At 59.1% G+C, this 24,672-nt stretch carries 19 protein-coding genes and 6 pseudogenes; 7 read left to right on the top strand and 18 right to left on the bottom strand.

Features of this window, described 5'->3' with window-relative positions; genetic code table 11:
* Positions 1 to 352 precede the first annotated feature (352 nt).
* A complete protein-coding gene (locus HF916_RS05655; protein ID WP_206001709.1) occupies positions 353 to 1,366 on the bottom strand; it encodes an IS110 family transposase in 1,014 nt (337 codons plus the stop codon).
* Between the two features lie 286 nt (positions 1,367 to 1,652).
* On the opposite strand from HF916_RS05655, the pseudogene HF916_RS05650 reads away from it, so the two are divergent.
* A pseudogene (locus tag HF916_RS05650) lies at positions 1,653 to 2,231 on the top strand (IS6 family transposase); the annotation flags it as partial.
* A gap of 320 nt (positions 2,232 to 2,551) precedes the next feature.
* Here the strand turns inward: HF916_RS05650 and HF916_RS05645 are convergent.
* The 6 genes and pseudogenes from HF916_RS05645 to HF916_RS05620 all read right to left on the bottom strand — a co-directional run bounded on the left by HF916_RS05645 (position 2,552) and on the right by HF916_RS05620 (position 7,354).
* Positions 2,552 to 2,734, bottom strand: coding sequence for a DUF2934 domain-containing protein (locus HF916_RS05645; RefSeq protein ID WP_168788108.1), 183 nt, complete (start codon positions 2,732 to 2,734; stop codon positions 2,552 to 2,554).
* A 162-nt stretch (positions 2,735 to 2,896) separates the two neighbouring features.
* A pseudogene (locus tag HF916_RS05640) lies at positions 2,897 to 3,285 on the bottom strand (tyrosine-type recombinase/integrase); the annotation flags it as partial.
* Positions 3,272 to 3,469: pseudogene (locus tag HF916_RS05635) on the bottom strand (transposase); the annotation flags it as partial. The pseudogenes HF916_RS05635 and HF916_RS05640, both read right to left, overlap by 14 nt.
* A 62-nt stretch (positions 3,470 to 3,531) precedes the next feature.
* On the bottom strand, positions 3,532 to 5,844 hold the full coding sequence (locus HF916_RS05630) for an NADP-dependent malic enzyme (protein WP_168788107.1): 2,313 nt from the start codon (positions 5,842 to 5,844) through the stop codon (positions 3,532 to 3,534).
* Between the two features lie 425 nt (positions 5,845 to 6,269).
* A complete protein-coding gene (locus tag HF916_RS05625) occupies positions 6,270 to 6,617 on the bottom strand; it encodes a hypothetical protein (RefSeq protein ID WP_168788106.1) in 348 nt (115 codons plus the stop codon).
* Between the two features lie 128 nt (positions 6,618 to 6,745).
* On the bottom strand, positions 6,746 to 7,354 hold the full coding sequence (locus HF916_RS05620; RefSeq protein WP_277352276.1) for a hemerythrin domain-containing protein: 609 nt from the start codon (positions 7,352 to 7,354) through the stop codon (positions 6,746 to 6,748).
* Between the two features lie 75 nt (positions 7,355 to 7,429).
* Here HF916_RS05620 and HF916_RS05615 point away from each other — a divergent pair, with 75 nt between their 5' ends.
* Positions 7,430 to 8,698 (top strand): IS256 family transposase, encoded by a 1,269-nt coding sequence (locus tag HF916_RS05615; RefSeq protein WP_168787787.1) that lies wholly within the window; start codon positions 7,430 to 7,432, stop codon positions 8,696 to 8,698.
* A 63-nt stretch (positions 8,699 to 8,761) separates the two neighbouring features.
* Here the strand turns inward: HF916_RS05615 and HF916_RS05610 are convergent, their stop codons facing one another.
* The 3 genes and pseudogenes from HF916_RS05610 to HF916_RS50505 form a co-directional block, all read right to left on the bottom strand.
* Positions 8,762 to 8,914 carry a hypothetical protein gene (locus HF916_RS05610; RefSeq protein WP_168788104.1) on the bottom strand — a complete coding sequence of 51 codons (153 nt, stop codon included), beginning with the start codon at positions 8,912 to 8,914 and terminating at the stop codon, positions 8,762 to 8,764.
* Positions 8,915 to 8,979: 65 nt separating this feature from the next.
* Positions 8,980 to 9,598, bottom strand: a pseudogene (locus HF916_RS50510) (c-type cytochrome).
* Positions 9,599 to 9,652: 54 nt separating this feature from the next.
* Positions 9,653 to 9,781, bottom strand: a pseudogene (locus HF916_RS50505) (cytochrome C); the annotation flags it as partial.
* Between HF916_RS50505 and HF916_RS50500 the strand changes: the two are divergent.
* The 3 genes and pseudogenes from HF916_RS50500 to HF916_RS50490 all read left to right on the top strand — a co-directional run.
* The gene (locus HF916_RS50500) at positions 9,738 to 10,064 is read left to right on the top strand and encodes a hypothetical protein (protein WP_240975444.1); all 327 of its coding nucleotides are present in this window, start codon (positions 9,738 to 9,740) and stop codon (positions 10,062 to 10,064) included. The pseudogene HF916_RS50505 and the gene HF916_RS50500 overlap by 44 nt on opposite strands.
* Before the next feature lie 14 nt (positions 10,065 to 10,078).
* Entirely contained in the window at positions 10,079 to 10,276 is a 198-nt protein-coding gene (locus HF916_RS50495) for a CHAD domain-containing protein (protein ID WP_346777712.1), read from the top strand.
* Positions 10,277 to 10,408: 132 nt separating this feature from the next.
* Positions 10,409 to 10,492, top strand: a pseudogene (locus tag HF916_RS50490) (uracil-DNA glycosylase family protein); the annotation flags it as partial.
* 40 nt (positions 10,493 to 10,532) lie between these two features.
* Here the strand turns inward: HF916_RS50490 and HF916_RS05585 are convergent.
* Entirely contained in the window at positions 10,533 to 11,687 is a 1,155-nt protein-coding gene (locus HF916_RS05585; protein WP_168788102.1) for a cytochrome P450, read from the bottom strand.
* A 227-nt stretch (positions 11,688 to 11,914) separates the two neighbouring features.
* Between HF916_RS05585 and HF916_RS51665 the strand changes: the two genes are divergently transcribed.
* The gene (locus HF916_RS51665; RefSeq protein WP_206001792.1) at positions 11,915 to 12,301 is read left to right on the top strand and encodes a hypothetical protein; all 387 of its coding nucleotides are present in this window, start codon (positions 11,915 to 11,917) and stop codon (positions 12,299 to 12,301) included.
* Positions 12,302 to 12,354: 53 nt separating this feature from the next.
* Here the strand turns inward: HF916_RS51665 and HF916_RS05575 are convergent, their stop codons facing one another.
* The 7 genes from HF916_RS05575 to HF916_RS05545 all read right to left on the bottom strand — a co-directional run bounded on the left by HF916_RS05575 (position 12,355) and on the right by HF916_RS05545 (position 22,859).
* Positions 12,355 to 13,611: an MFS transporter gene (locus tag HF916_RS05575; protein ID WP_168789023.1), complete on the bottom strand. Its 1,257-nt coding sequence runs from the start codon at positions 13,609 to 13,611 to the stop codon at positions 12,355 to 12,357.
* Between the two features lie 96 nt (positions 13,612 to 13,707).
* A complete protein-coding gene (locus HF916_RS05570; protein ID WP_168788100.1) occupies positions 13,708 to 14,505 on the bottom strand; it encodes a peptidylprolyl isomerase in 798 nt (265 codons plus the stop codon).
* Between the two features lie 15 nt (positions 14,506 to 14,520).
* A complete protein-coding gene (gene narI, locus HF916_RS05565) occupies positions 14,521 to 15,207 on the bottom strand; it encodes a respiratory nitrate reductase subunit gamma (protein WP_168788099.1) in 687 nt (228 codons plus the stop codon).
* A gap of 68 nt (positions 15,208 to 15,275) precedes the next feature.
* Positions 15,276 to 15,965 carry a nitrate reductase molybdenum cofactor assembly chaperone gene (narJ, locus tag HF916_RS05560; protein WP_168788098.1) on the bottom strand — a complete coding sequence of 230 codons (690 nt, stop codon included), beginning with the start codon at positions 15,963 to 15,965 and terminating at the stop codon, positions 15,276 to 15,278.
* Positions 15,966 to 17,507: a nitrate reductase subunit beta gene (narH, locus tag HF916_RS05555; protein ID WP_168788097.1), complete on the bottom strand. Its 1,542-nt coding sequence runs from the start codon at positions 17,505 to 17,507 to the stop codon at positions 15,966 to 15,968.
* The gene (locus HF916_RS05550) at positions 17,504 to 21,328 is read right to left on the bottom strand and encodes a nitrate reductase subunit alpha (RefSeq protein ID WP_168788096.1); all 3,825 of its coding nucleotides are present in this window, start codon (positions 21,326 to 21,328) and stop codon (positions 17,504 to 17,506) included. Before HF916_RS05550 ends, narH begins: the two co-directional genes overlap by 4 nt.
* A gap of 328 nt (positions 21,329 to 21,656) precedes the next feature.
* The gene (locus tag HF916_RS05545; RefSeq protein ID WP_168789022.1) at positions 21,657 to 22,859 is read right to left on the bottom strand and encodes an NnrS family protein; all 1,203 of its coding nucleotides are present in this window, start codon (positions 22,857 to 22,859) and stop codon (positions 21,657 to 21,659) included.
* A gap of 578 nt (positions 22,860 to 23,437) precedes the next feature.
* On the opposite strand from HF916_RS05545, the gene hmpA reads away from it, so the two are divergent.
* On the top strand, positions 23,438 to 24,652 hold the full coding sequence (gene hmpA, locus HF916_RS05540) for an NO-inducible flavohemoprotein (RefSeq protein WP_168788095.1): 1,215 nt from the start codon (positions 23,438 to 23,440) through the stop codon (positions 24,650 to 24,652).
* Positions 24,653 to 24,672: the final 20 nt, after the last annotated feature.

The raw sequence follows: 24,672 nt of genomic DNA, 5'->3' as shown, positions 1-24,672 counted from the left end.
GTCAGCAGCCGGGTTCGATGCCTGATTGCAGTAGCTGAGCGCGCCCGTTTCTTCAATTCCTGGCTTGCGACGGATCGCGCCAGACACCCATCAGGATCAAGCGATCGGCGTACTGCGGTTGCCTGTCGCCCTGGTGGCTGCGCCACCCCAGAAGAACTTTGGTACCGCAATGCGTCCATGGGGTTCGCACAAGTGCAAGGGCTGCCGGGTTGTCGGCGCCAATCCACAGCTGGCTCGCATTGCGGGCGATCCGCTTTTACTGCATATCGGGGACGGCGGCACAGCATCCTATTCAAACCAAAGTGGTTGAATACCAGTCATCACATGAGGCTTGCGGCCGCCGTCGTTAGCTCTACGTAAAGCAGCGCGTTATATCGAATGGCTTGTGCTCCTTCAGCATGTGGAAGCATGCGCGGGCGAGCTTGTGCGCCAAAGCTTTGCGCGCCAGGATGGTATTGGTCTTGACCTTCTTTCGCTCGTAGAATCGTTTGGCCTCAGCGCAATAGCGCAGCGCGAAGTTGGCCGCTTCGATGAACGCCCAGGACAGATACGGGTTGCCATTCTTTGTATTGCCTTCGCCTTTCTTCTTGCCGTTGCTCATGTGCTGGCTGTCGACGCAGCGCGCATAGGAAGCAAAGGTGCCGGCGCTGGCGAACCGCTCAATAGTGCCCACCTCCAGCAGAATGACGGTTGCAAGAGTCTGACCTATGCCCGGCACCGTCGTCAGCAACGTGTAGTCAGGGTTCGGTGCGACTTTTTCGTGAAGACGTTTTTCCAGGAGGTCGATCTGCGTGCAAAGCGTTGTTATGACCGCGACGTTGGCCTGAACCGCGAGTGCGATGTCGTCTGGCAGGTGCATTTGTTTGATGGTTTCTCCGTCCAGTCGCTTGACCTGGTTGCTCGTGATTCGCTTGCCGAACTGGCGTGCCGTAATGTTCTCGACCGCGAGGATGTGGCTGGTGCGACTTCGTACGAGTTGCATCCGTTTCCTTGCAAGATCACGAACGGCACGCTGTTGTGGCGGCAGGATGGTCCCTGTCGGAAGTATCCCCAGCCGCAGCAGGTGAGCCAGGTAACGCGCATCGGTCTCATCGCCGCTGTGTTTGAGTCCATCGTATTTCTTGATAGCCGTCGTATTGGCGAGATGCACTTTGAAGCCCGCTTCCTGCAACCCGTCGACAAGCCAGTACCAGTTGAAGGTGGATTCGACCACGACGCCGGCCAGCTCCGCTCGCCATGGTGAAAGAAACGCAAGGATTTTTGGCAAGTCGTTAGGCATGCGCTTTTCCGCGACCACCCGGTCCGCCTCATCGGTCACAGTCACGACGCTGTTATTCGAATGCAGGTCAATTCCGCTATATTTCATCACAGCCTCCCTTCGGTTAAAGCAGTTGGCAAACTCACTTTAACCCCGCCGCCTCCATGACGACGGTGGGAGGCCCGCTAGATGATTTTCAAGCCAGGTAGGACCGGGGCCCGCCAAGCCTGAATCATCTCCAGAGCTTCGAGCTCGTTGGAAGAATGAGGCGCGGGCCAGCGGATTTCATAGGGGGCCGCAGCCTGTTGGGCTGCAATAAGCCCGGATATAGAGCAGCAGCCGATCCTGTCTGTCACAACAAGCGAGAACTAGCGCAAAGGGACGCGTTCATATAGAGATGATGGCCGAACGGGGTTTCGAGGTTGATCATTCGAGCGTGCATCGCTGGGTGATCAAACTTGTGCCGTTGTTCGAGAAGGCCTTTCGCAGACGCAAACGCCCACTCGGCAAGAGCTGGAGAATGGATGAAACCTACGTCAAGGTGCGTGGCCAGTGGAAGTACTTGTATCGCGCAGTGGACAAGGCCGGCAATACGGTGGACTTCCTGTTGCGGGCGCATCGCGACAAGGCTGCCGCGCGCCGCTATTTCGAGAAGGCCATCAATCAGAACGGTGCGCCTGAGACCGTGACCATGGATAAAAGCGGGGCCAATCTGGCCGCCCTTCAGGCTATCAACGCTGAACGGGAAATGCCCATCAAGGTCCGGCAGGTCAAGTATTTGAACAGCATCGTCGAACAGGATCATCGGGCCATCAAACGCCGAATCAGGCCAATGATGGGCTTCAAGGATTTCCGATGTGCTCGCATCATCCTGTCAGGCATTGAGACCATGCATATGATCAGGAAAGGCCAGATGAAGGACAACGGCGTTACCCGAACCGCAGCCGATCAATTCTATTCGTTGATGGCATAAGGACTCCTTCTCATCGCGGAAATTTATTGCCTTGCCGATCTTATCGCGACACAACCTTTCCAGAGACCCTCGTGCGGTCGAAAATGCCCTCGGCCAGGGCGTCTTCGTAGGTGATGTCCTGCGGCTACTTGACGCGCACGCCGATGACCTCGAGCGTGATGCACGACGCCTACCGCGGCATGTGGGTTGGCGGGCGTCGGCCCCGCGTTGGCGCGGTCTCATCGCGCCGTTGAACCCCGTAGATGCCTCGTTTGCGTTGCCGGACCGCTTTGGAGCGCGGTAGCGGCAGGCAAACTGCACCAAAGCTCTGGAAATCTCGGTCAGTCCGGCGCCGGGGCGTCCGCATCACCGGTTTCAGCCGCGTCTGGAACCGCCATCTCCTTCTCGACGAGCGCAGGTGCCATGTGCCAATACTCGTCGGCGCACCCTTCAAGGCAACCGTCCCGTTGCCAGAGTTCGTACGCGCGCGCACGGATTTTTTCTTCTATTGTCGGGTCGCTCATTGCAATAGTCTCCGTTAGTCGCAGGGAGGGGAGTAGACATGGCGAAGGCCGCACCCGCGCCGCGGCCAGCATCGAAGCAGTTACCGGTACTGTCCATCAGCCCAGCATATCCCCGTTGCATGCTGTTGAAAAGCGGAAGCAGCCCCATCTGCTATGTCCACACTATTCGCAGCAGTATCCTGCGCACTGAGGCCAATTGCGGTACCACTTCATGCAATGCTTTTGCTCGGTCTCGCGATGGCGGTGGTCGTCGTCGACGTGCAGGCACTGGCTGGTGGTGGCCAGCGATGCGTGCCCGAGGTTGTCGTGCACCAGGCGCAGGTCGACCTGCTGGTCGGCCATATGTGAGCCGGCGCTTTGGCGCAGCCAGTGGGCCGCGCCTCTAAAAATCCCTTTCACGATCTGCTGCAGCGCGGCGCGAGTCAGCGGCTTGCGTGGCCGGCCGATGGGCAGGAGCAGCGCGGGGTGTCTTCGGCAGGCGAGGGCACGACCGGCAGACCATGCTCGCGGCGATAGCGCCCAAGCTCGGCCATCATTGAGGAACGTGGTGGCGTCCGGCACAGCTTCGCAGCTACAAACCGACGCAGGCTGGCGTTGTTGTACGTCGCCTCTTCGCACGCCAGGTCCGCCAGATTGAGCCAGTGCTGGATGAAGTGGATCCGCACATGCGCTCCAGACAAATCGCTGGGGGTTATTGTCGCGCTTCGGGTAATACAGCTCGACCACCACACACAGTCGGCGCACGGCATGATTGCAAGCTAGCCAGCCCCGCCAACCTGCTGCTGACGGGTGAAGTGTCACTCGTCCCGCGACGGCCGGTCTGCGGCGCCCGCATCGGCCACGACCAGTGCCGCCATGTTGACGATCCCACGCACCGTGGCCGATGCCGTCAGCACATGCACCGGCTTCGCAGCGCCGAGCAGCATCGGTCCGATCGCGATATTGTTACCCGCCGCCGTTTTCAGCAGGTTATATGAGATGTTCGCGGCGTCGATGTTCGGCAGCACGAGCAGATTCGCATCGCCTTCAGGCGTCGATTCGGGCAGCACTTCACGGCGTAGATTGGCCTCGAGGGCGACGTCGCCCTGCATTTCACCGTCCACCTGCAGGCCCGGCGCACGTTCCTTGAGGATATCGAGTACATCGCGCATCTTCTGCGCGGACGGCGCGTTGCTGGTGCCGAAGTTTGAATGCGACACCAGCGCGATCTTTGGCTCGATACCGAAGCGGCGCACTTCCTCCGCGGCCATGATCGTGATCTCGGCGAGCTGCTCCGGTGTCGGATCAACGTTCACGTGCGTGTCCACGAGGAAAATCTGCCGGTCCGGCAGCACCAGCCCCGTCATTGCCGCGTAGACGCTGCTGCCTTCACGCTTGCCGATCACCTGATCGATGAAGTGCAGATGGCGATGCGTCGTGCTGATCGTGCCGCAGATCATGCCATCGGCTTCGCCTTTATGCATCAGCATCGAGCCGATCAGCGTCGTGCGACGGCGCATTTCAAGCTTGGCCATCTGCTCGCTGATGCCCTTTCGCGCCATCATCTTGTGATATGTCTGCCAGAAGTCGCGATAGCGCTCATCGTGGTCGGTGTTGACCACCGTGTAGTCCTGACCGGCGACCAGACGCAGGCCATAGCGCGCGATGCGCTGCTCGATCACCGCCGGCCGGCCGATCAGGATCGGCTTCGCGAGATTTTCGTCGACGACGATCTGGATCGCGCGTAGCACGCGTTCGTCTTCCCCTTCCGCGAACACGATGCGCTTCTTTTCCGGGTCGACGCTGCGCGCCAGCTGGAAGATTGGCTGCATCGTTGCGCCGCTGCGATAGACGAACTGCTGCAGATGCTGCTCGTACGCGGTCATGTCCTCGATCGGACGGGTCGCCACGCCCGACTCCATCGCCGCCTTCGCCACCGCCGGCGCGATCTTGACGATCAGGCGCGGGTCGAACGGCTTCGAAATCAGGTATTCCGGACCGAACGACAAGTCCTGAATGCCATAAGCCGTCGCAACGATGTCGCTCTGCTCCTGGCGCGCCAGTTCCGCGATTGCGTTCACCGCCGCGATTTCCATTTCGCGCGTGACCGTCGTCGCGCCCACATCCAGCGCGCCGCGGAAGATGAAAGGGAACACCAGAACGTTATTCACCTGGTTCGGATAATCGGCACGTCCAGTAGCCAATATGGCATCAGGCCGAATTCCTCGCGCCAAATCCGGCTCAATTTCGGGCGTCGGATTTGCAAGCGCGAAGATCAAAGGTGTCTTGCCCATCTGCGCAACCATGTCGGTCTTGAGGACGCCACCGGCCGACAGGCCGAGGAAAATGTCTGCACCGCCAATCGCCTCAGCCAGCGTGTGGGCGTCGGTTTCGCGTGCGAAGCGTTCCTTGTCCGGGTCCATCAGCTCCGTGCGTCCCTTGTAGACCACACCCGCGAGGTCCGTCACGAGGATATTCTCGAGCGGCAGGCCAAGGTCGACGAGCATGCCAAGACACGCGAGCGATGCAGCACCCGCGCCGGAGGCGACCAGCTTCACGTGCTTGATGTCCTTGCCGACTACCTTCAAACCGTTGGTGATGGCCGCCGCGACGACGATGGCCGTACCGTGCTGGTCGTCGTGGAAAACCGGAATCTTCATGCGCTTGCGGCATTCGCGTTCGACGATGAAGCAGTCCGGCGCCTTGATGTCTTCGAGATTGATACCGCCGAAGGTGGGCTCCAGCGCCGCGATCACCTCGACCAGCTTGTGCGGATCGGACTCGTTCAGCTCGATATCGAACACGTCGATACCGGCGAACTTCTTGAACAGGACGGCCTTGCCTTCCATGACCGGCTTCGAGGCAAGCGGCCCGATGTTGCCGAGACCCAGCACCGCGGTGCCGTTCGTCACGACGCCGACGAGATTGCTGCGCGCGGTGAAGCGGGCGGCATTCAGCGGGTTCTCGACGATCTCCTCGCACGCGAATGCGACGCCTGGCGAGTACGCCAGGGAGAGATCGCGCTGGTTGATCATCAGTTTGGTTGGCGCGATGGCAATTTTGCCTGGCGTCGGGAATTCGTGGTAGTCGAGAGCAGCTTCGCGGAATTTGCTTTGGGCTGTAGTGGGCATAACGTCCCTCGCTAGCGGCATTTGCAGATAATGATAATGGTATGTCACGTCAGCGGCATACTGAGAGCTGTGGCAAGGGCAAAGCTGGAAGTACTGCGTGGGCTCTGTCGTGCCCAGACAAAGTGTGGCAACGCATAGCGACGGAATTAGGGAGGGTTCGGATTGAATTCAACCTCAGGTGACGACCACTGCGGCGAGTGCGCCTGCACCACGATCCCATCAGAACGTCGGACGACGAAGCGTCAGCGTCTCGCGACATCGTTCTGCGCGCGTCGCACCACGGCAAGACGAGTGTGTTGATCCAACCGGAAGAGCGTTTCCGCGACCACCATGCGACAGGTCCGGAGCATCAAGTGCGCACAAGTCTGCGTTCTGGGGATCGTAATCCCGGGACCGCCAACATAGGCGATCCCGCTGAACTCGCTCTACAGGGCGTACTGCAAAGCCAAATCGAAGCAGATGATGACCAGGGAACAGCAGAGACCGGCCAGGACATTTGCGACCCGATGTTCGAAATCGTGATCCCGGCTCATCCATGCCCCAATGAGGAAAACGCCTTCGAACACGACCTGAAGCGCGACGAACACAAGCATCAGCAGGAACTCGTAGCCCATGAACCTGAAGTTCGCGAAGTGCATCCCGTAATCGAAGATCCACCTGCCCACCCTATGTACCTCATACACCAGCAACAGGATCGGAAACAGGTAACTGGCAACATAGGTCGGCACGCTTGCGTGCCACAGTTCCAGATGAAAGTGACGAGTGGTTTCCATACCCCTCCCGCGTCGGCATCAGGTGCCAAAAAACTCTTTGTTGAACTGCGTGGCAACAGATCCTGCGTATGCGCGTTTGCATCACGTGACCGGCCGGCCATCAAAGGATCAAAAGATCCAACCGACTGTTACCCTTCCGTCTCAGGGATCGCTTTGACGATCATCGAGAATAATTTGCCGAGATCGTCTTCAACTTTTACTCCGTCGAACGGATCGCGATTCGCTCCAAAAGCGGCGTCGATTTCCGCCCAGTCTTCGTTTGTCAGCAGGCGTCTGGCGGCTGGCAAGATCAACGTCTCTTCCATGCACCGGTGGTCTGCATGGAACTCGGCATACGTATCCACCATGGCTCGCAGTTCCCGAAGTGCGGGTGCCCCCTTCAATTCATACCGGGTCAGCGCGTGCTCGATATCCCTCAACCGCATGTCACCTCGAGCGTGCTGGGACTCCAGTTCCGTAAGAATGTGGTCAAATTCATCCGTCCGATCCCGCAGCGGCGTGAACAGGTAACGATCCTCTTTAGGATGGTGCACCTGCTGAGGGTACTCGCGGATGTAATAAAGCATCGCCCGTAACACCATGAGGCCCGGAGCGGGCGTACCTGCTGCCAGCAGACCCACAAAGCGCCGCATGCCCTCTATCACGGTCGACATCTGCTCGTGTTCATGAAGGATGACGGTTATGGCATTACGCGATGAGTTATCGTCAGAAGTGGTGTACGGGGATGAGTCGGGGATTTGAGAAGGCGGCGGCGGTTAGCTGAGAATGTTGCTTGTCGAGAGTAACGAACCAGCGAACCGGAATCCACCACCATGAAGAAGTTTACGGAAGAAACGAACGACGGTAAAGCAGCAGCAAGCGTTGGTAGCCTTGATGAGCTGATCCAGCAAGGCGCGCGACAGATCATCCAGCAGGCGATCGAGGCAGAATTGGCAACATTGCTCGAACAGTACGGGAACGTGAAGACACTCGACGGCCGGCGCGCCGTGGTGCGCAACGGCTATCTGCCGGAGCGTGAGGTCGTCACGGCGATCGGTCCGGTCCCAGTCAAAGTGCCGAAGGTACGCGACCGCTCAGGCTCGGGCGTGAAGTTCAATTCGAACATTGTGCCGCCCTACATCCGCAAGTCACCACGGGTGTCGGCGGCGCTGCCGTGGCTCTACCTGCGCGGCGTGTCGACCGGCAACATGAGTGAGGCGCTCAGCGTGCTGCTGGGCGAGCAGGCGAAAGGGCTTTCGCCGAACGTAGTCAGCCGCCTGAAGGCGCAATGGGCCGAGGAGCACCTGTTATGGAACCGACGCGACCTAGCAGACGCGCGCTGGGTCTACTGGTGGGCTGACGGCATTCATACCGGACTGCGCAGCGACGATTCCGAGGGCCAGTGCCTGCTGGTGATCATCGGCGTGAAGCCGGACGGAACGAAGGAGCGCGTGGCGATCGCCGACGGCTATCGCGAATCGAAGGACGCGTGGCGCGACGTGTTGCTTGATCTGAAGGCGCGTGGCCTGCAAGGCGGCCCGATGCTGGCAAGCGGGGACGGTGCCATGGGGTTGTGGGCAGCATTGGCCGAAGTGTTCCCGCAGACGCGGCACCAGCGCTGCTGGTTTCACAAGACCGGCAACGTGCTCAACGCATTACCGAAATCGCAGCACAGCCGGGCCAAGGAAGGACTACAGGAAATCTGGCAAGCCGCCACGCGCGAAGACGCGCTCGCGGCCTTCAACCGTTTCGTCGACGTCTATTCGGCCAAATATCCGAAAGCCGCCGGGAAGCTCACAAACGATCGCAATGAGTTGCTGGCCTTCTACGATTTTCCCGGGGAGCACTGGCAGCACTTGCGGACCACAAACCCCATTGAATCGACGTTTGCAACCGTCCGGCATCGCACGACGCGCACGCGCAATTGTGTTTCGCGAGCGACCTTTCTCGGTCTGGCATTCAAGCTGATCGAGTCGGCCGAGCAATCGTGGCGACGCATTCGCGCACCAGAGAAGATCGCCTCGCTGCTTGAAGGAATCCCTTTCAAGGATGGCGTACCGGTGACCGACAGCACACCGGCCCAGCAACCGTTGGCCGCCTGATCATGCCTGCCGCCCGTACACCACATTTGACTTTAACTCTTACGCGATCCCAGAGACTGCATATCAAACTCCGCAGCAGTACATGAAAAGCATGGGCGAATCGATTTGCTGCTTCACACCAGCTGCATGAGCAGGAAGTTGCGCCGACACTTTAATGTTAGTCATTTTCCTCTCGACATCAAAGCGCGCAAACGCCACGGCTTTGATGATGATCAAGGGCCGCGCGGACACGGTGGTCCATGTGGTCAGCGCCCCCGTCGACCGCATAAATTGGCAGCCGTTTATCTGGATTGCAGATAGGCTGCAACGGCCCTGGCCTGGTCAGCGTTCAACGTATGCGTGACGGCTGTCATCACGGGGGTGTTGCCGCGCGTACCATTTTTGAAAACCTCGATTTGTCGCGGCAGATACGCCTGATGCTGCCCTGCGAGACGCGGAAAAGTGCCGGCCCCCTGGGCCTGCGCGCCGTGGTATGACGCGCATGCGGGTGTACCCTGATCCGGCACGCCGTGCTCAAAGATTTCCTGCCCACTGGCCAGCAGAGCGGCATCACCCGCTGCGCCGGGTGGCTCGCTGATGTGAGAAGTAGTCAGCTAGCGACTGGATGGTGGCATCATCCAGTTGCGACGCGATAGCCCACATGTACGAGCGGGCGTCGGTCTCGCCGTGGGTGTGTTCGCGGAATCCCTTTAGCTGCGTGACAAGGTATTCCGGCGTCTGCGCATTGAGCCGCGGAAACATTGGCGAGTCGCTGTGGCCATGCACGCCGTGGCACGCCGAACGAAGCTGTGCGGCCAGGCGGCCGCGATCCTCGGCCCAGGTCGGGGCTGGCACCGAGATCAGCCCAGATCCCGCAAGTAGCGCGGCCAGTGGCAACCGTGAGGTAAGTAACATCTTCATGCGCGTTCTCGTCAGACTGTGCGGGTTGAACATTCTGATCACCAGCCCCGTGCGTCAGAATACGAACCATCCGAGCAGATACGACGTGTTGTTGGCACCGGCATTCCTCCCGTTGTCGTCATAGTTGAAACGTGCACCATTGAACTTGAGGAACCAGGTGTACTGCAATGACAACTTCACCTGTGCCTTCGTCACGCGGGTGGATCGGTCTGTTGCCTTGCTGCGTCTGCCGAAAGGCGACGAGATCGAACTTGCACTGGATGAGGGCGTCGTCGAAGCTGGAGACGCCACCGCTCCGATTCACGAGGTCGAAATGGAACTGAAGAGCGGCGAACCCGATCACCTCTACCAGTTCGCGCTTGACCTGCTGGAGACCGTGCCGCTGAAGATCGGCTACATCAGGAAGGGCGATGGGGGCTATAAACTGGTCACAGCCAATCGGTATGTGCGCAGACGCTCAAGCTAAGGAAGGACGTTAGCGTGGAGCAGGCGTTCCAGTCCATCGCACAGAACTGTCTGGCACAGATCCACGGCAACGAGCGTAGGGTGGTGTCAGTACACGACCCTTCGAGCGTCCATCAGATGTGGGTGGGTCTGCGACGCCTGCGCTCTGCATTCGACCTCCTCGAAGATCTGATAACGCCCCCGCCATCTTTGCAGGAAGAACTAAGGGGATAGCGAGCGAACTCGGCGCTGCACGCGACTGGGAGGTGCTCGCGAGCTCGACATTGGCGGCCGCCTTCGACGCTGCGCCCGACGAGATCAAGCGAGTTCTTCGCTCGATACGCTTCTGGCTGAGCTGCGTGCCTGTCGGGCATTCCGTGGGATGACGCGAGCGGCGATCGTCTTCGAAACCGGCTCGGAATCGGCGCGACCACATTTCACGACGAGTCGATGAGACTTTGAGTGAGCCCCTGGTCGAGCAATAGGGTATTCACTCGATGCACAATGGCAACACAGAAAAGCCGGCACCCGGATACACGGCTTTCGCGACGAGGCCGCCCGGCACGAGCGCAATCCAGGTAGTGCGCGCAAGCAGTTCTTCCATGCCAATACGCAGTTCGAGCCGCGCGAGCGGCGCACCCGGACAATCATGAATGCCGGAACCGTATAGCAGGTTACTTGCCGGATCGCGGTCGAGCCGGAATTCGTCAGGGGCGCCAAAAACCGTCTCGTCCCGGTTCGCGGAAGCCCAGATCAGCGTGATACGCTGGCCGGCCGGTACCTCGCAACCACCGATTTCCACCGGTTTGGTACTGATGCGCCGATTGGCGATGAGCGGCGCCCTGATCCGGAGTATTTCGTCGATGGCCGTTGACAATAGCGACGGCTGCTCCCGCAACTGGCGCTGGACATCGGGATGTTCGGCAAGGTAATGAGCGAGAATCCCCACGCACGCCGCAATCGTCCCGAGTTCGCCGACGGTCCAGTTGCGCAGGACGCTGACAATTTCGTCGTCGTTCAGCAGCCGGTCCCCGATCCGGTCACGTAACAGGCTGGTCGTGATATCGTCCGGTGCATCCGCACCCGATTCCCGCAGTCGCTCAAGCAAACCCTTGATGTAGGTGTCAAATTCGAGGGCCACCCGGTCGAGAGCGAGCCTGTCACCCGCCAGCGTGGCTTCATGGTTCTTGCGAATCCAGTGAAGAAGCGGCGTACGCAAATCGTGTGGCCAGCCCAGAAAAGCGCACTGGATCCGTATTGCAAAGTCTTGTGCAAACCGGGCATTGAATTCGACTTCACCGCACCTCGAAAGTCCATTTACCAGACTGACGGCAATCTCCCGACACACCGGCTCGAAGACCGCCATGCGCTGCGGGCTGAAATATGGCTCGATAATGCTTCTGTACTGGGTGTGCTCAGGAGGATCCATGCCATTGGGCACGGAGAGATATTTTGAGACCGCACTGCTGAACGTTTCAGGATCGTTGAGCACGCGAATGACATCTTCATGGCGGAACAGGGATAAGTTCATGTAGTCACTGTGCGCGACGGGACAGCGGTGCCGCATGTCATCATATGCCGCAGCCTGATCGCGCGCGACGTCATCGGACCTCGGATCCCAATCGTTTGTCAGCTTGTCGTTCATGCTCATTCCTCGTCAGGTCCCCGCATCGCTGCCGCCTGTGTCGTGACTTCCCCGGGCGCGGCCTGACCCCGCTCGGCATGCAGGGTATCCCGCGATTCCGCAATCGCGCGACGGAAGCAACCGTTCCATTGCGCTTTGACCTGGCTTGGTGGGGAACGCGTCATTGGCGAGGCGATCGCAGTCAGTGACGGATCTGTTCAGTTCGGACCAAATATCACTGGTTGACCGTGCGCATCGAATGGAATAAACATGCCGACAGTCCCAGCCTTGATCGATTCCACCATCCTGTTCAATGGCGCTTCGGCGTCTTCAGTCCGCGGCGCACACCCGTTTCTACCCGAGAGAGCCGCGACAAAGACGACTGCCCATTCCTGGAGAACCTGTCGCGATTCGTCGAGCAGATCGCTAAACGTGCCGAGTTCTTCAGGCGTTTTGTCAAAGCACATCAATGGCGTCAACACGCCACCCTCACCAGCTTCGAAGCGGACCCGCTGTTCGGCCGTGCAGTCTTCGGGCAATTCAACCGTAGTGAATACGAACAGCAAACGCTGAGGTTCGGGTTGTTGCCGCGCGACGCGAATCAGCTCATCAAAACTCGAAACACTCATCATTGATCATCCATGGGGTGTCGTGTCGGCAGGGCACAGTAAGTCGACTGTTCATTCAGTCACTGCGGAGCTGTTCCGTCGATGCGGACCTGTCGCACGCTGGATTGATACAGCAGAATCAGCGACACCCAGACGATGCCGTACAGAAACATGAAGCAACTCGAGCGAACGCCAAGCCAGTCAAGAATCACGCCGAAAAGGATCGGTAGCAGGAAGCCACCCAATCCGCCAGCCAGTCCAACGATGCCGGTGACGACGCCCATTTGCTCCGGAAAGTCGTCGGCGACGTACTTGAACGTCGACGCCATACCGAACGCGAACACCACGCCGAGAACGAATAGAAGCCCGATGAAGACCGGGACACCCAGATGGATATGAAAGCTGCGCGGGCCGCCGATCGTGCTCACCACGAAAGAGGTATCCGGGTACGACAACAGGAATAGACATACCCACGCAGCCCACAATCCCCACCACGTCACCTTATGCGCACCGAAGCGGTCGGACAGGGTGCCACCCAGCGCGCGCAATACCGATCCCGGCAGCGAAAAGCCGGCGGCTAACGCCGCGGCGGTGACGACCGAAAAGCCGAATTCACCCTTCAGATATTGTGGGATCCACAGTGATAACGCGGTGAAACCACCGAAGCAGATCGAGTAGTACTGGCAGTACTTCCATATCTTGGGGTTCTTCAGAACCTGGAACTGCTTGTACCATGGCCCCGACGATTTACCTGCGCCCGGGTCGGTGGCGGAGCCCAGCCAGAACACCAGCGCAGTGACGAGGAGGGCGAGAGCATAGATTTTCGGGACAGCTCTCCAGCCCCAGGCAGCCTGCAGCGAAGGCGTGACGAACAGGTTCACGGCGGCGCCGACCGTGCCGGCGCCAAAGAATCCCATGGCAAAGCCACGTTTTTCGGGCGGGAAGAACCGCGCGACATACGGCGTACCCACCGCGAACGACGCGCCGACGGCGCCGAGACACAGGCCGATCGAGAGAAACTGCCAGAGCGCCGTCGCGTAGGAGATCAGGAACACCGGGATCGCACAGAGGATCAGCAATAGTGTCATCACCACGCGGCCACCAAAACGGTCGGTCCAGATGCCCAGCGGCACGCGCAAAAGCGCGCCGGTCAGAACCGGCGTGGCCGTCAGCAGGCCGAACTCTGCACTGTTCAGGTTAAGCTCGGTTCGTAGCTCGATGCCGAGCACGCCGAACATCATCCAGACCACGAAGCAGACGAGAAATGCCAAAGTCGTAACGCACAGAACCAACATCGGGCTTCTTCGTGAACGCATGGCTGCTCCAGAGCAGGGCATCGCAGATGACGGTTTTATACGGACGACATCGATCGATGTGCGGGCGGGGCCTGCCGAATGCAGATACCGATACGCTGCAAACGGCGCGGCCAATCACTATTGCAACAACAGGCCGGGGCGTACATCCAGCGAAATGCCGCGCAGTTCGGCGCTGGATGCCAGCAGGGTCAAATATTGCTGAATCGACTTGTGCCGGACATGCTCAGCGAGATAGCGTCCGACGGTCGCTTGCACCACTTCAAACGGAAGAGGTACACCGGCGACGCGGCGCTCCACCCAGACAATATGAAAGCCATAACGCGTATTGACGAGCCCCGGTAGCAGGCCGATGTGCTGGCTGCCGAAAATTGCCGCCTCGAATTCCGGCACGCTCTCGCCGCGGCTCAACTGCCCGAGATTCCCGCCGACCTGCCCGGACGGACAATTGGATAACGTTCGGGCGAGCGCATCGAACCGGTCGTGATGTTGCGCGAGCTCGCGGTGCGCTTCTTCAGCGCGGGCGCGGACCCGCGTCATCGCTGCCTTTTCGGTCAGCGCAAAGAGGATGTGGCGCGCGAAGACCAGGTCCGCACTGCGGAATTTCTGCGCGTTCGCTGCGTAGTAACGCTGGCATTCTTCGTCGGACGGCACCGGGATCGCGCATTCCATTTCCAGCAGACGGTCAAGGGTTTCATCGTCAAGATCGGCGCCGTTCGCCAACAAACCAGTTGCAACGGCCCGCTGGGCAAGCAGTTCACGCACGACCAGCGTCCGACGCGCGGCGTGGCCGGGATCGGCCTCGTCCGCGTGCAGCGCGGATTCGGATGCAATCGCGGCGACATCGATCACGGCACCGTTGACGCTAAGTTCGTCAGTGCTGGGGGCCGTGGCTGAGATTTCGTGGTTTGTCGACATGAGAAATTCCTCGAATTAGCGCTTACGCACGATCTGGCGAGGCCGAACCAGAAAACCCAGCGTGGCCATGCCGCTCCAGATGTGGACGAGGCGGGTGAATGGGGAAATGAGGAAAATCGTGAAGCCGAGCGCAATATGGATCTTGTAGACGAGCGGAGCCTGGACGATGAAGTCTGCGGCACCTGGTTGAAACGTGACGACGCCCTTCACATAGTCACTCAGGGTCTCGAACATCGCACCGTCCATATGAGCCAAAGACAGCGGTATGGTGGCCAGTCCAAGCGCGAGTTGCAGCCACAGAATTGCCAGCACCAGGATGTCCGCATGAGCGCTATTGATGCGAATGCGCGGATCGGACAGGCGCCGGTACAGCAGGATCGACAGTCCGACAATCGCAACGACACCCGCGATGCCGCCAGCCATCACGGCGAGCCATTGATGCTGCGAGGCGTTCAGGAACGGCGAGACCATCCAGTGCGGAGCAAGGAACCCCGCGAAGTGGCCGCCGATCACGATCAATACGCCGACGTGAAACAGATTGCTACCCAGGCGCAATTGACGACGTCTGAGCAGTTGCGACGAATCGCTCTTCCATGTGTACTGCTCGCGATCGAAACGGATCAGGCTGCCAAGCAGCCAGATTGCGAGACAGACGTAGGGATAGATGCCAAACAAAAGAGCGTTGACGAAGTGCTGACTCATAAGGCTTCTCCAACAAGGATGTTGCTCTCGAATGCGAGGAGGGGACCTCGAAAATTGCTCATCCCTAGCTAACGTGGCGGCCTTTTGTCGTAAAACTGCACGGTCTGGGGCTGCGTAGAAACAGGCGCCTGCGCGCCCATGAAACTTACCGGCTCCTCCTGCCATTCGCGATCGAGCGCTTCGCTATCGATTTCGTGCATCGTCGCGGCGTCGCATGTTGCCGTGCTTGCGTCCACCAGCGGTGCTTCGCCAGCGAGCGGCAACAATGCCGCAACCGCGGCAAAATACGGTGTTCCGCGCTCGGCCAGTCTGGTCGCGATCTGCCGGTTGATGTCGGCAATTTCACCAAGTAGCGCGTGCGCTTGCGCCGACGTTTCGTGAGCCAGAAATTCCAGGAAGACGGGCAAGTAGTCAGGTAACTCGCTGGCGCTGAGAAACAGACCCTTCGCTTCGTACATTGCTAGTAGATCCACCATGGCCTGTCCCCGCTCGCGCGACTCACCGTGCACGTGCTCAAACAGATAGAGTGAGGTTGCCCGTCCACGGTCGAAGGTTTCGACGTAGTCTTCCTGCAGATCCAGCAGCGGCCGAGCCGACAGTCGGTCTACCAGGTCGAGCAAGGCTGCGCGTGTGACCGGCGGAAAACCGCGATGTTCGACGAGCGCGGAGCGAATCCCGGCGAGTGCGTCGACCAGAGCCTGGTCGGGGTAATCCAGCAGTGCGCTCAACATGCTGAAAATCTGTCGGTTGTCTTCCATTCATTCACCCGCTGCGCGAATTGGGATTGTCTTTCGTTCCTTGTTAATGCCCTTGCGTCCGCCGAACACACTGGTTTCCGTTGTGCCGTCGGAACATCCGTTGCCGAACGAAAAGCCGCACGATGCACGCAGGTCGAAGGCATCTTCGGCGTATTCGCGATGCGCAGTCGGAATCACGAATCGATCTTCGTAGTTGGCAATGGCCAGATAGCGATACATCTCATCGACTTGCGCGCTGGTCAGATCGACTTCAGTGAGCAGTTCCGGGCTCTCACGGCGTTCGACATGGCGCTCGCGCATGAAGGCGCGCATCGCCAGCATTCGCTTGAGCGCAAGCCGGACGGGCGCTTCACGCCCGGCCGTGAGCAGGTTGGCCAGATAGCGCAGCGGGATGCGCAGCGAATCGACGTCGGGCAGCAAGCCTTTCATGCCGAGCCGGCCGTCGTTGGTGGCCGAGTTGATCGGCGACAGCGGCGGGACGTACCAGACCATCGGCAAGGTGCGGTATTCGGGGTGAAGCGGAAAAGCAATCTTCCACTCCATCGCCATCTTGTACACCGGTGAATGGCGTGCGGCGTCGAGCCAGTTCTCCGGCACGCCGTCGCGAGCGGCCTGTTCACGTACGGCCGGGTCGTTCGGGTCGAGAAAGATGGAAAGCTGCGCTTCGTACAGATCCTGTGGATCCTTGACCGATGCAGCTTCCTCGATCCGGTCGGCGTCGTACAACAGGACGCCGAGATAGCGGATCCGGCCGACGCAGGTTTCCGAGCACACGGTCGGCTGGCCCGCCTCGATACGCGGATAGCAGAAAATGCACTTCTCCGACTTGCCGCTTTGCCAGTTGTAATAGATCTTCTTGTAAGGACACCCGGACACGCACATCCGCCAGCCGCGGCACTTGTCCTGGTCGATCAGAACGATGCCGTCTTCCTCTCGCTTGTAGATCGCGCCGGAGGGGCAGGACGCCACGCACGCGGGATTCAGGCAGTGCTCGCAGAGTCGCGGCAGGTACATCATGAAGGTGTTCTCGAATTCCCCGTAGATGTCGGTCTGCACCTGATCGAAGTTGTAGTCCTGCTTACGTTTCTCGAACTCCCCGCCGAGAATTTCCTCCCAGTTCGGGCCCCATTGGATTTTCTCCAGGCGCTCGCCGGTGATCAGCGAACGCGGTCGGGCGACCGGGCCGACCTTGACGTCGGGTGCATCGTGCAGATGAGCGTAATCAAAGGTGAACGGCTCGTAGTAGTCGTCGATCTCCGGCAGGTTCGGGTTGCCGAAGATATTGGCGAGCACACGCCACTTGCTGCCGGCACGAAGCTCGATCTTGCCATTCGTCTTGCGTTTCCAGCCGCCGTTCCAGCGATCCTGGTTTTCCCAGTCCTTCGGATAGCCGACGCCTGGTTTCGTTTCGACATTGTTGAACCACGCGTACTCCATTCCCTCGCGCGAGGTCCAGACATTCTTGCAGGTGACGGAGCAGGTATGGCAGCCGATGCATTTGTCCAGATTCATCACCATACCGATCTGCGCGCGGATTTTCATGGCTTCTCTCCAGTCTCATCGTCTGCCATCGCAAGTGTCGGCGCGCCATGGGCGAGTGTGTGCTGATGACGCGCGGCCTCCGCCGCCGACAGCACTGACGCCGGCGTCGACTCATCCTTCCAGTCGATCGTTTTCATTTTTCGGACAATCACAAATTCGTCGCGATTGGAGCCGACGGTGCCGTAATAGTTGAAACCGTACGAGAGCTGTGCATAGCCACCGATCATGTGGGTCGGTTTCGGCATGATGCGCGTGACCGAATTGTGAATGCCGCGGACCCCGGAGACTTCGGAGCCCGGTGTATTGATGATCTTTTCCTGCGCGTGATACATCATCACGGCGCCCACCGGAATGCGCTGGCTGACCACTGCACGAGCGGTTAGTGCGCCGTTCAAATTGAAGGCTTCAATCCAGTCGTTATCGACCACGCCAATTTTTCTCGCATCGATCTCGGAGATCCAGACGATCGGGCCGCCGCGAGACAGCGTCAGCATCAACAGGTTGTCGGTGTAGGTGCTGTGGATGCCCCATTTCTGATGAGGGGTTAGAAAATTCAGTGCGATCTCGAGGTTTCCATTCGATCGGCTGCCTGCCATGCCCGAGGTGCTGCGCGTGTCGATCGGCGGTTTATAGACACACAGCGACTCGCCAAAGTCGCGCATCCACGCGTGGTCCTGATATAGCTGTTGGCGTCCGGACAGGGTACGCCAGGGAATCAGCTCATGCACATTCGTGTAGCTCGCGCTATATGACACATGTTCGGATTCGATCCCGCTCCACGTCGGCGACGAGATGATCTTGCGCGGCTGCGCCTGGATATCCCGAAACCGGATTTTTTCATCCTCGCGTGCGCGTGAAAGATGGGTGTGATCAATGCCCGTGAGGGCGGACAACGCTTGCCAGGCTTTAGTCGCGACGGCACCATTGGTTTCCGGAGCCAGCGACAGAATCACTTCGGCCGCGTTAATTGCCGAAAGAATTTGCGGTCGCCCGTGCGATACGCCAGCGTCGGTGACCGGATAATTCAGTGCGCGAAGCTGGTCGATTTCCTCGCCGGTTTGCCACGTGATACCTTTTCCGCCGTTGCCGAGAGAGTCGAGCAGCGGTCCAAGCGAAGTGAACTTGCGCCAGGTGTTCGGATAATCCCGTTCGACGATCGCAACGCTCGCCATCGTCTTTCCCGGAACCGGTGCGCATTCATCTCGGCCCCAATCGGCAATCCCGTCGGTTTGCGCGATTTCCCCGACGCTGTCATGTTGGAGCGGTGATAGCACGACATCGTGTTCCACGCCCAGGTGGCCTTCGGTCAGTTCAGAGAATTTTTGCGCGATACCCTTGTAGATGTCCCAATCGCTTCTGGATTGCCACGCCGGGTCGACGGCCGCCGACAGCGGATGGATGAACGGATGCATGTCGGACGTATTCATATCGTCCTTTTCGTACCAGGTCGCCGTCGGTAGGACAATGTCCGAATACAGGCAGGTGGTGGACATCCTGAAGTCGAGCGTCACAACGAGGTCGAGCTTGCCCTCGGGGGCTTTCTCATGCCATTTCACTTCGGTGGGCAAGGTCCCAGCGCTCGCGCCCAGGTCTTTTCCCTGTACGCCGTGCTCTGCACCGAGAAGATGCTTGAGGAAGTACTCATGTCCTTTGCCGGACGAGCCGAGGAGATTCGAGCGCCAAACAAACAGGTTTCTCGGAAAGTTTTCGGGTGCATCGGGATCGATACATGACATCTCAACCGAGCCGTCTTTAAGACCCTTGGCAACATACGCGGCGGCGTCAGAACTAGCTACCCGACGGCCTAGCTCAAGCGGATTGGTCTTGAACTGCGGCGCGGATGGTAACCAGCCCATCCGTTCGGCCCGGACGTTGTAGTCGATCGGGCTATCGGCGAACCGGCTGCCATCGACCAGCGGAGATAGCAGTTCGGTGACTTTCATCGTTTCATAGCGCCATTGATCGGTATGCGCATAGAAAAACGAAGTACCGTTCATGAAGCGCGGCGGCCTGTGCCAATCGGTGGCGAACGCCAACGGGAGCCAGCCGGTTTGCGGGCGGAGCTTTTCCTGGCCGACATAGTGCGACCAGCCGCCACCTGATTTGCCGACACAACCACACATGACGAGCAGATTGATGATCGAGCGATAGCTCATGTCCATATTGAACCAATGGTTCAAGCCGGCACCGAGGATCACCATCGATTTGCCTTCGGTTTTATGGGCGTTGTCGGCGAATTCTCGCGCTACGGCGATGACTTCATGCCGTTTGACACCGGTAATCTTCTCCTGCCAGGCAGGCGTGTACGGAACGTCATCGTCGAAACTGGCCGCGACGTTCGGGCCGCCGAGTCCCTGGTCGACACCATAGTTGGCAATGAATAGATCGTAGACCGTTGCGACCAGAACCTCGCCGTCGCGAGTCGCTATCTTGCGTACGCCGATGCGGCGCGGCAAGACACTTGCATGGCCGGTATGCGTGAAGTGAGTCTGTTCAACATTGCCAAAATAGGGGAAGGCGACGTCGATCGTCTCGTCGTGCTTTTCCACGAGCGACATGACCGGTCGAATCGGATTACCCTCGTCATCCTCTTCTCTCAGATTCCATTTTCCGGCGTCGCCACCTTCCTTTTGCCCCCAACGAAAGCCGATCGATCCGACCGGCGTTACAAGCTTCCCGCTCAATTCGTCGAACGCGACAGTTTTCCAGGCGGCGTTGTTGCCTTGACCTGTCGCGTCACCGAACTCTTCCGATCTCAGGAGTCGTTCGGGTACATAGTAGTCGCCCTGTTTGACGATACGCACGAGCAATGGCATGTCGGTATAGCGGCGACAGTAGTCCGCGAAATACTCGCTCTTGCCGCCGACGTGAAACTCCTTAAGGACGACATGACCCATGGCCAGGCCGAGTGCCGCATCGGTGCCTTGCTTGGGGTGCAGCCAGATGTCACCGAACTTCGCGCCCTCTGCGTAATCGGGGAAGATCGATACGACTTTGGTGCCGCGATAGCGGACTTCGGTCATGAAGTGGGCGTCAGGGGTCCGTGTTTGCGGAACGTTGGAACCCCACATCATGATGAAGGTCGAGTTGTACCAGTCGGCAGACTCCGGGACGTCGGTCTGTTCGCCCCACGTTTGCGGCGAGGCCGGCGGCAAGTCGCAGTACCAGTCGTAGAAACTCAGATTGACACCGCCGATCAGTGACAGATAGCGACTGCCCGCCGCGTAGGACACCATCGACATCGCCGGGATGGGTGAAAACCCGATGATCCGGTCGGGGCCGTGTCGTTTGATCGTATGGATGTTTGCGGCCGCAATCATCTCGTTCACTTCATCCCAGCTTGAGCGAACAAAGCCACCCAGTCCGCGGCGACGCATATAGGAGGCGCGGGCTTCCTGATCGTCGACGATGGCGCTCCACGCGTCCACCGGCGCGAGCGTCAGGCGCTTTTCGCGCCACTGCCTGAGCAGTGCGCTGCGAATCAGTGGATATTTAAGGCGATTTGCGCTGTAGAGATACCACGAATAAGACGCGCCGCGCGCACAGCCGCGGGGCTCGTGATTCGGCATATCCGGGCGGGTGCGCGGGTAATCGGTCTGCTGGGTTTCCCAGGTGACGATGCCGCTTTTGACATAGATTTTCCACGAACATGACCCGGTGCAGTTGACGCCGTGGGTCGAACGTACGACCTTGTCATGTTGCCATCGTTGACGGTAGGCATCCTCCCATCCGCGGTCTTCATGGGTTGTCATCCCATGGCCTTCGGAGAATGTTGGCCTCGATGTGGAGAAGTACTTCAGGCGATCGATAAAGTGGCTCATCTGATCGACTCCGTGGCACTCGATGGTCGCAGTCTACGCGCGTTGTCCGAAATTGTGGACATTCTGATTTTCTCCGTGGCATTGCCGATAGCGTGCACTCTGGAAGAACCGCGGACGGGAAGCGGGTGTTTCCTGGAATGATCAATTACTGCTTTTGCCGACGCCCACAGGGGGCTATTTCAAGCGCTTTCCTAAATCTGGTCCCCAGAATTCGCTGAACCGGTGACTCGAAGCGAGCTTAACGTTAGCGCTGAGTCCCTGCTATGGAACTGGTTGTTGGTATACCCGTAGACCCCCGTCGATCTCACGTTCGAACGATGTGGATCTGTCAGCCCGCTTTGCCATCGATACGTGACGTCGTCAGGTAGGGCGCGTATTTGATCAGGTAAGCGATCAATGCGGCAGACCAACATATGCCTGCTATGTCCATCCAGATTGCTGTCGCGCCACTGGCAATCCAAGGCCCGAAAACTCGCATGATTGCGGCGGCTATCATCAGGCAGTAACTCGCGATCTCGGATCGTCCCGCAACGAGCGGGCGCCCGGTGTGTCCAAGCGCGGTACGGGTAATCATCGCGATAATTGCGCACCCGATCGCTCCGATCGTCAGTGCGTGAATCGCAAGCGAATGGGGGACGGCACCGGCGGCCGCCAAGGCAAGGAGCGCGAAACCGATCGGAATCCACGCATAGGCGACATGCAGAATCCAGAGAATTGGCCGGGGCCCCACTCGCCACGAATGCCATCCAGCGACTCTGATTCCATGGACCGCCGCCGCAGCGCAGGCACATGCCACGATCAGTAATGGCCTGGCATTGGCCGCATCCGCAACGAATGTCAGTAAGACGACCGGCACGGCGAGTGTCTCAATCACCTTCCAGCGCGTCATCCGGAACCCGGGAATGGTGTTCGTTGTAAACATAGGCACCACGCGGCCCGCGATGACGGTGACGAACATCACTACGAGTCCGATCGCTGCGTAAGACGCCCGTATTGAAAGGTCGGGGCGCCCGTGCCATGCCCACCAGTGAAAACAGATATTCAGAAAACCAAAAATTCCGAGTGCGACGGGCAGGAAAATGTTGTGGCGATTGCGTGCCGTGATCAGCACCCGCAGGAGCACAATGGCGACAACCGGAAGGAAGGCGCAATCGACAATAGCTGCGATGGGTTCGGGGCCGGACCAGACCAGAACGCGTCCCGCTACCCACAGAAGCCATAGTCCCGCGAGCGGTGCGCCTCGCGGCGTTTCGAGCGTCGTCCAGGCGCGCACGGCGTTGAGCAGAAACCCTACTACGATCGCGGCGACGAAGCCGAAGATCATTTCGTGAGCGTGCCAGAGCACACCACTTATGGCAGGAGAAGAGCCTGCAACTGGGTGGCCATGCAGCGCGGTCAGCCAAAGCGCTATTGCAATGGCGCCAAAGAGCGCACCACCCAGATAGAACGGCCGGAAACCCAGGCGCAGAACAGGAAGACCTACGGCGGCTGTTGGTCGCAGTTCCGTGACGGATTTTGTGATCCTCAACATGGTCTCCAAAATATGCGTCTGTGGGGAATCGCAACGAGCCTTCGGGCGTGACCGGCAACTCCAGCCTGAAATCGTCCATGCTGCACTATTCCTGCGACGCATCGTGGTATGAAAAGCCATAAGCGGCGCCGGCAACTTGACCCAGCTCAATGATTGAGTCGGCGAATCGGCTCAATCTGGATTGCAACGTTGGGAAGTTCGATGCGTCGAACCTTGCATGGGCTGCTATCCCAGCGAAATCGACCCAATACTTAAGCGTATTCGATTATAGATCACGTTGTGACATACAATGGATCGCAGCAGATCATCGGAAGTCCGCGCGTGGGAGACGTTCCTCCGCATTCGCGGTCGCTGTCTGGTAGTGCTCCGCCGCGAGGCTGGCGGCTAGTAGCCGATCTTGTCAGGAAGCAGACCGGGATAAATTCAATTAAGCGGATATAGATCAGGTATACGGCCGTATTGTCTGAGGGGGCCGTCGGGATGACCCAGATGGTCTGTCGCGCTATCTGCAGACCACACGACGGTTTCGAATCGACCGCGTGCCGCGATCGAGCGCGCGGTTATGAAAGGAGGGTTTCATGCTCACACAAAGAACGAAAGATATTGTAAAAGCGACGGCGCCGGTGCTCGCACAACATGGTCTCCCGATCATCGAGCGCTTCTACCGGAGATTGTTCGATGCACATCCGGAGCTGAAGAACACCTTCAACATGGCTCATCAGGAACAAGGCCAGCAACAGCAGGCGCTCGCGAGAGCGGTATACGCTTACGCGGAAAACATTGAGAATCCAGGCAGTCTTGCCGCAGTGCTTACGAACATCGCAAACAAGCACGTCAGCCTCAATGTACGGGCCGAACACTATCCGATCGTAGGCGAACATCTGCTCGGTGCAATCAAGGATGTGCTGGGCGAAGCAGCAACGGACGAAATCGTCTCGGCCTGGGCGCAGGCTTACGGGAACCTTGCCGATATGTTGATGGGGATGGAAAGCGAACTGCGCGAGAGGTCAGCGGCACAGGTTGGTGGCTGGAATGGGTGGCGAACCTTCGTTGTAAAAGAGAAGCGACCGGAGAGCAGCGTCATCACGTCTTTCGTACTGGAACCGTCTGACGGTCAACCGGTCGTCAATTTCGAGCCAGGCCAGTACATCAGTATCGCCGTCAATGTGCCCTCACTGCAATTGCAGCAGATCCGCCAGTACAGCTTGTCGGATATGCCGAATGGACGCACCTACCGCATCTCGGTCAAGCGTGAAGAAGGGGACGCCGCAACGCCGCCGGGCTACGTCTCGTCACTTCTGCACGATCATATGAACGTTGGCGATGAGGTGAAGCTGGCTGCGCCGTATGGCAGTTTCCACATCGACGTCAATGCGAAAACTCCGATCGTGCTCATCAGTGGAGGCGTCGGTCTGACGCCGATGGTCAGCATGCTCAAACGGGCGATCCAGGATCCGCAGCGCCAGATCGTCTTCGTACATGGCGCGCGGAACAGCGCGGTCCACGCGATGCGCGACAGGCTTCGTCAGACGGCAGCCACGTATGCCAATTTCAAAGCTGTCGTCTTCTATGATGCGCCGCTGCCCGGCGACGTTCTGGGACAAGACTACGACAGGGTAGGCTTCGTTGAACTTGACGGACTGAAGGACCTGATTTTGCTGCCCGAGGCGGACTACTATGTCTGTGGCCCTATCCCGTTCATGCGCGCGCAACACGACGCGCTCAGGGCTCTGGACATTCCGGAGGCGAGGATAAACTACGAAGTTTTTGGCCCCGACCTGTTTGCCGAGTGAAAATCTGGGGCACCGTTGCG

The organism is Paraburkholderia aromaticivorans (assembly GCF_012689525.1).
GTDB lineage: Bacteria > Pseudomonadota > Gammaproteobacteria > Burkholderiales > Burkholderiaceae > Paraburkholderia > Paraburkholderia aromaticivorans_A.
This window is presented reverse-complemented; position numbering and strand designations above follow the sequence as displayed.

What these genes read in the sequence shown, in the direction of transcription:
- HF916_RS05655 (WP_206001709.1), bottom strand. Translation starts at nt 1,366, where the DNA reads ATGAAATATAGCGGAATTGACCTGCATTCGAATAACAGCGTCGTGACT.
- HF916_RS05645 (WP_168788108.1), bottom strand. Translation starts at nt 2,734, where the DNA reads ATGAGCGACCCGACAATAGAAGAAAAAATCCGTGCGCGCGCGTACGAA.
- HF916_RS05630 (WP_168788107.1), bottom strand. Translation starts at nt 5,844, where the DNA reads ATGCCCACTACAGCCCAAAGCAAATTCCGCGAAGCTGCTCTCGACTAC.
- HF916_RS05625 (WP_168788106.1), bottom strand. Translation starts at nt 6,617, where the DNA reads ATGGAAACCACTCGTCACTTTCATCTGGAACTGTGGCACGCAAGCGTG.
- HF916_RS05615 (WP_168787787.1), top strand. Translation starts at nt 7,430, where the DNA reads ATGAAGAAGTTTACGGAAGAAACGAACGACGGTAAAGCAGCAGCAAGC.
- HF916_RS05585 (WP_168788102.1), bottom strand. Translation starts at nt 11,687, where the DNA reads ATGAACGACAAGCTGACAAACGATTGGGATCCGAGGTCCGATGACGTC.
- HF916_RS05575 (WP_168789023.1), bottom strand. Translation starts at nt 13,611, where the DNA reads ATGCCCTGCTCTGGAGCAGCCATGCGTTCACGAAGAAGCCCGATGTTG.
- HF916_RS05570 (WP_168788100.1), bottom strand. Translation starts at nt 14,505, where the DNA reads ATGTCGACAAACCACGAAATCTCAGCCACGGCCCCCAGCACTGACGAA.
- narI (WP_168788099.1), bottom strand. Translation starts at nt 15,207, where the DNA reads ATGAGTCAGCACTTCGTCAACGCTCTTTTGTTTGGCATCTATCCCTAC.
- narJ (WP_168788098.1), bottom strand. Translation starts at nt 15,965, where the DNA reads ATGGAAGACAACCGACAGATTTTCAGCATGTTGAGCGCACTGCTGGAT.
- narH (WP_168788097.1), bottom strand. Translation starts at nt 17,507, where the DNA reads ATGAAAATCCGCGCGCAGATCGGTATGGTGATGAATCTGGACAAATGC.
- HF916_RS05550 (WP_168788096.1), bottom strand. Translation starts at nt 21,328, where the DNA reads ATGAGCCACTTTATCGATCGCCTGAAGTACTTCTCCACATCGAGGCCA.
- HF916_RS05545 (WP_168789022.1), bottom strand. Translation starts at nt 22,859, where the DNA reads ATGTTGAGGATCACAAAATCCGTCACGGAACTGCGACCAACAGCCGCC.
- hmpA (WP_168788095.1), top strand. Translation starts at nt 23,438, where the DNA reads ATGCTCACACAAAGAACGAAAGATATTGTAAAAGCGACGGCGCCGGTG.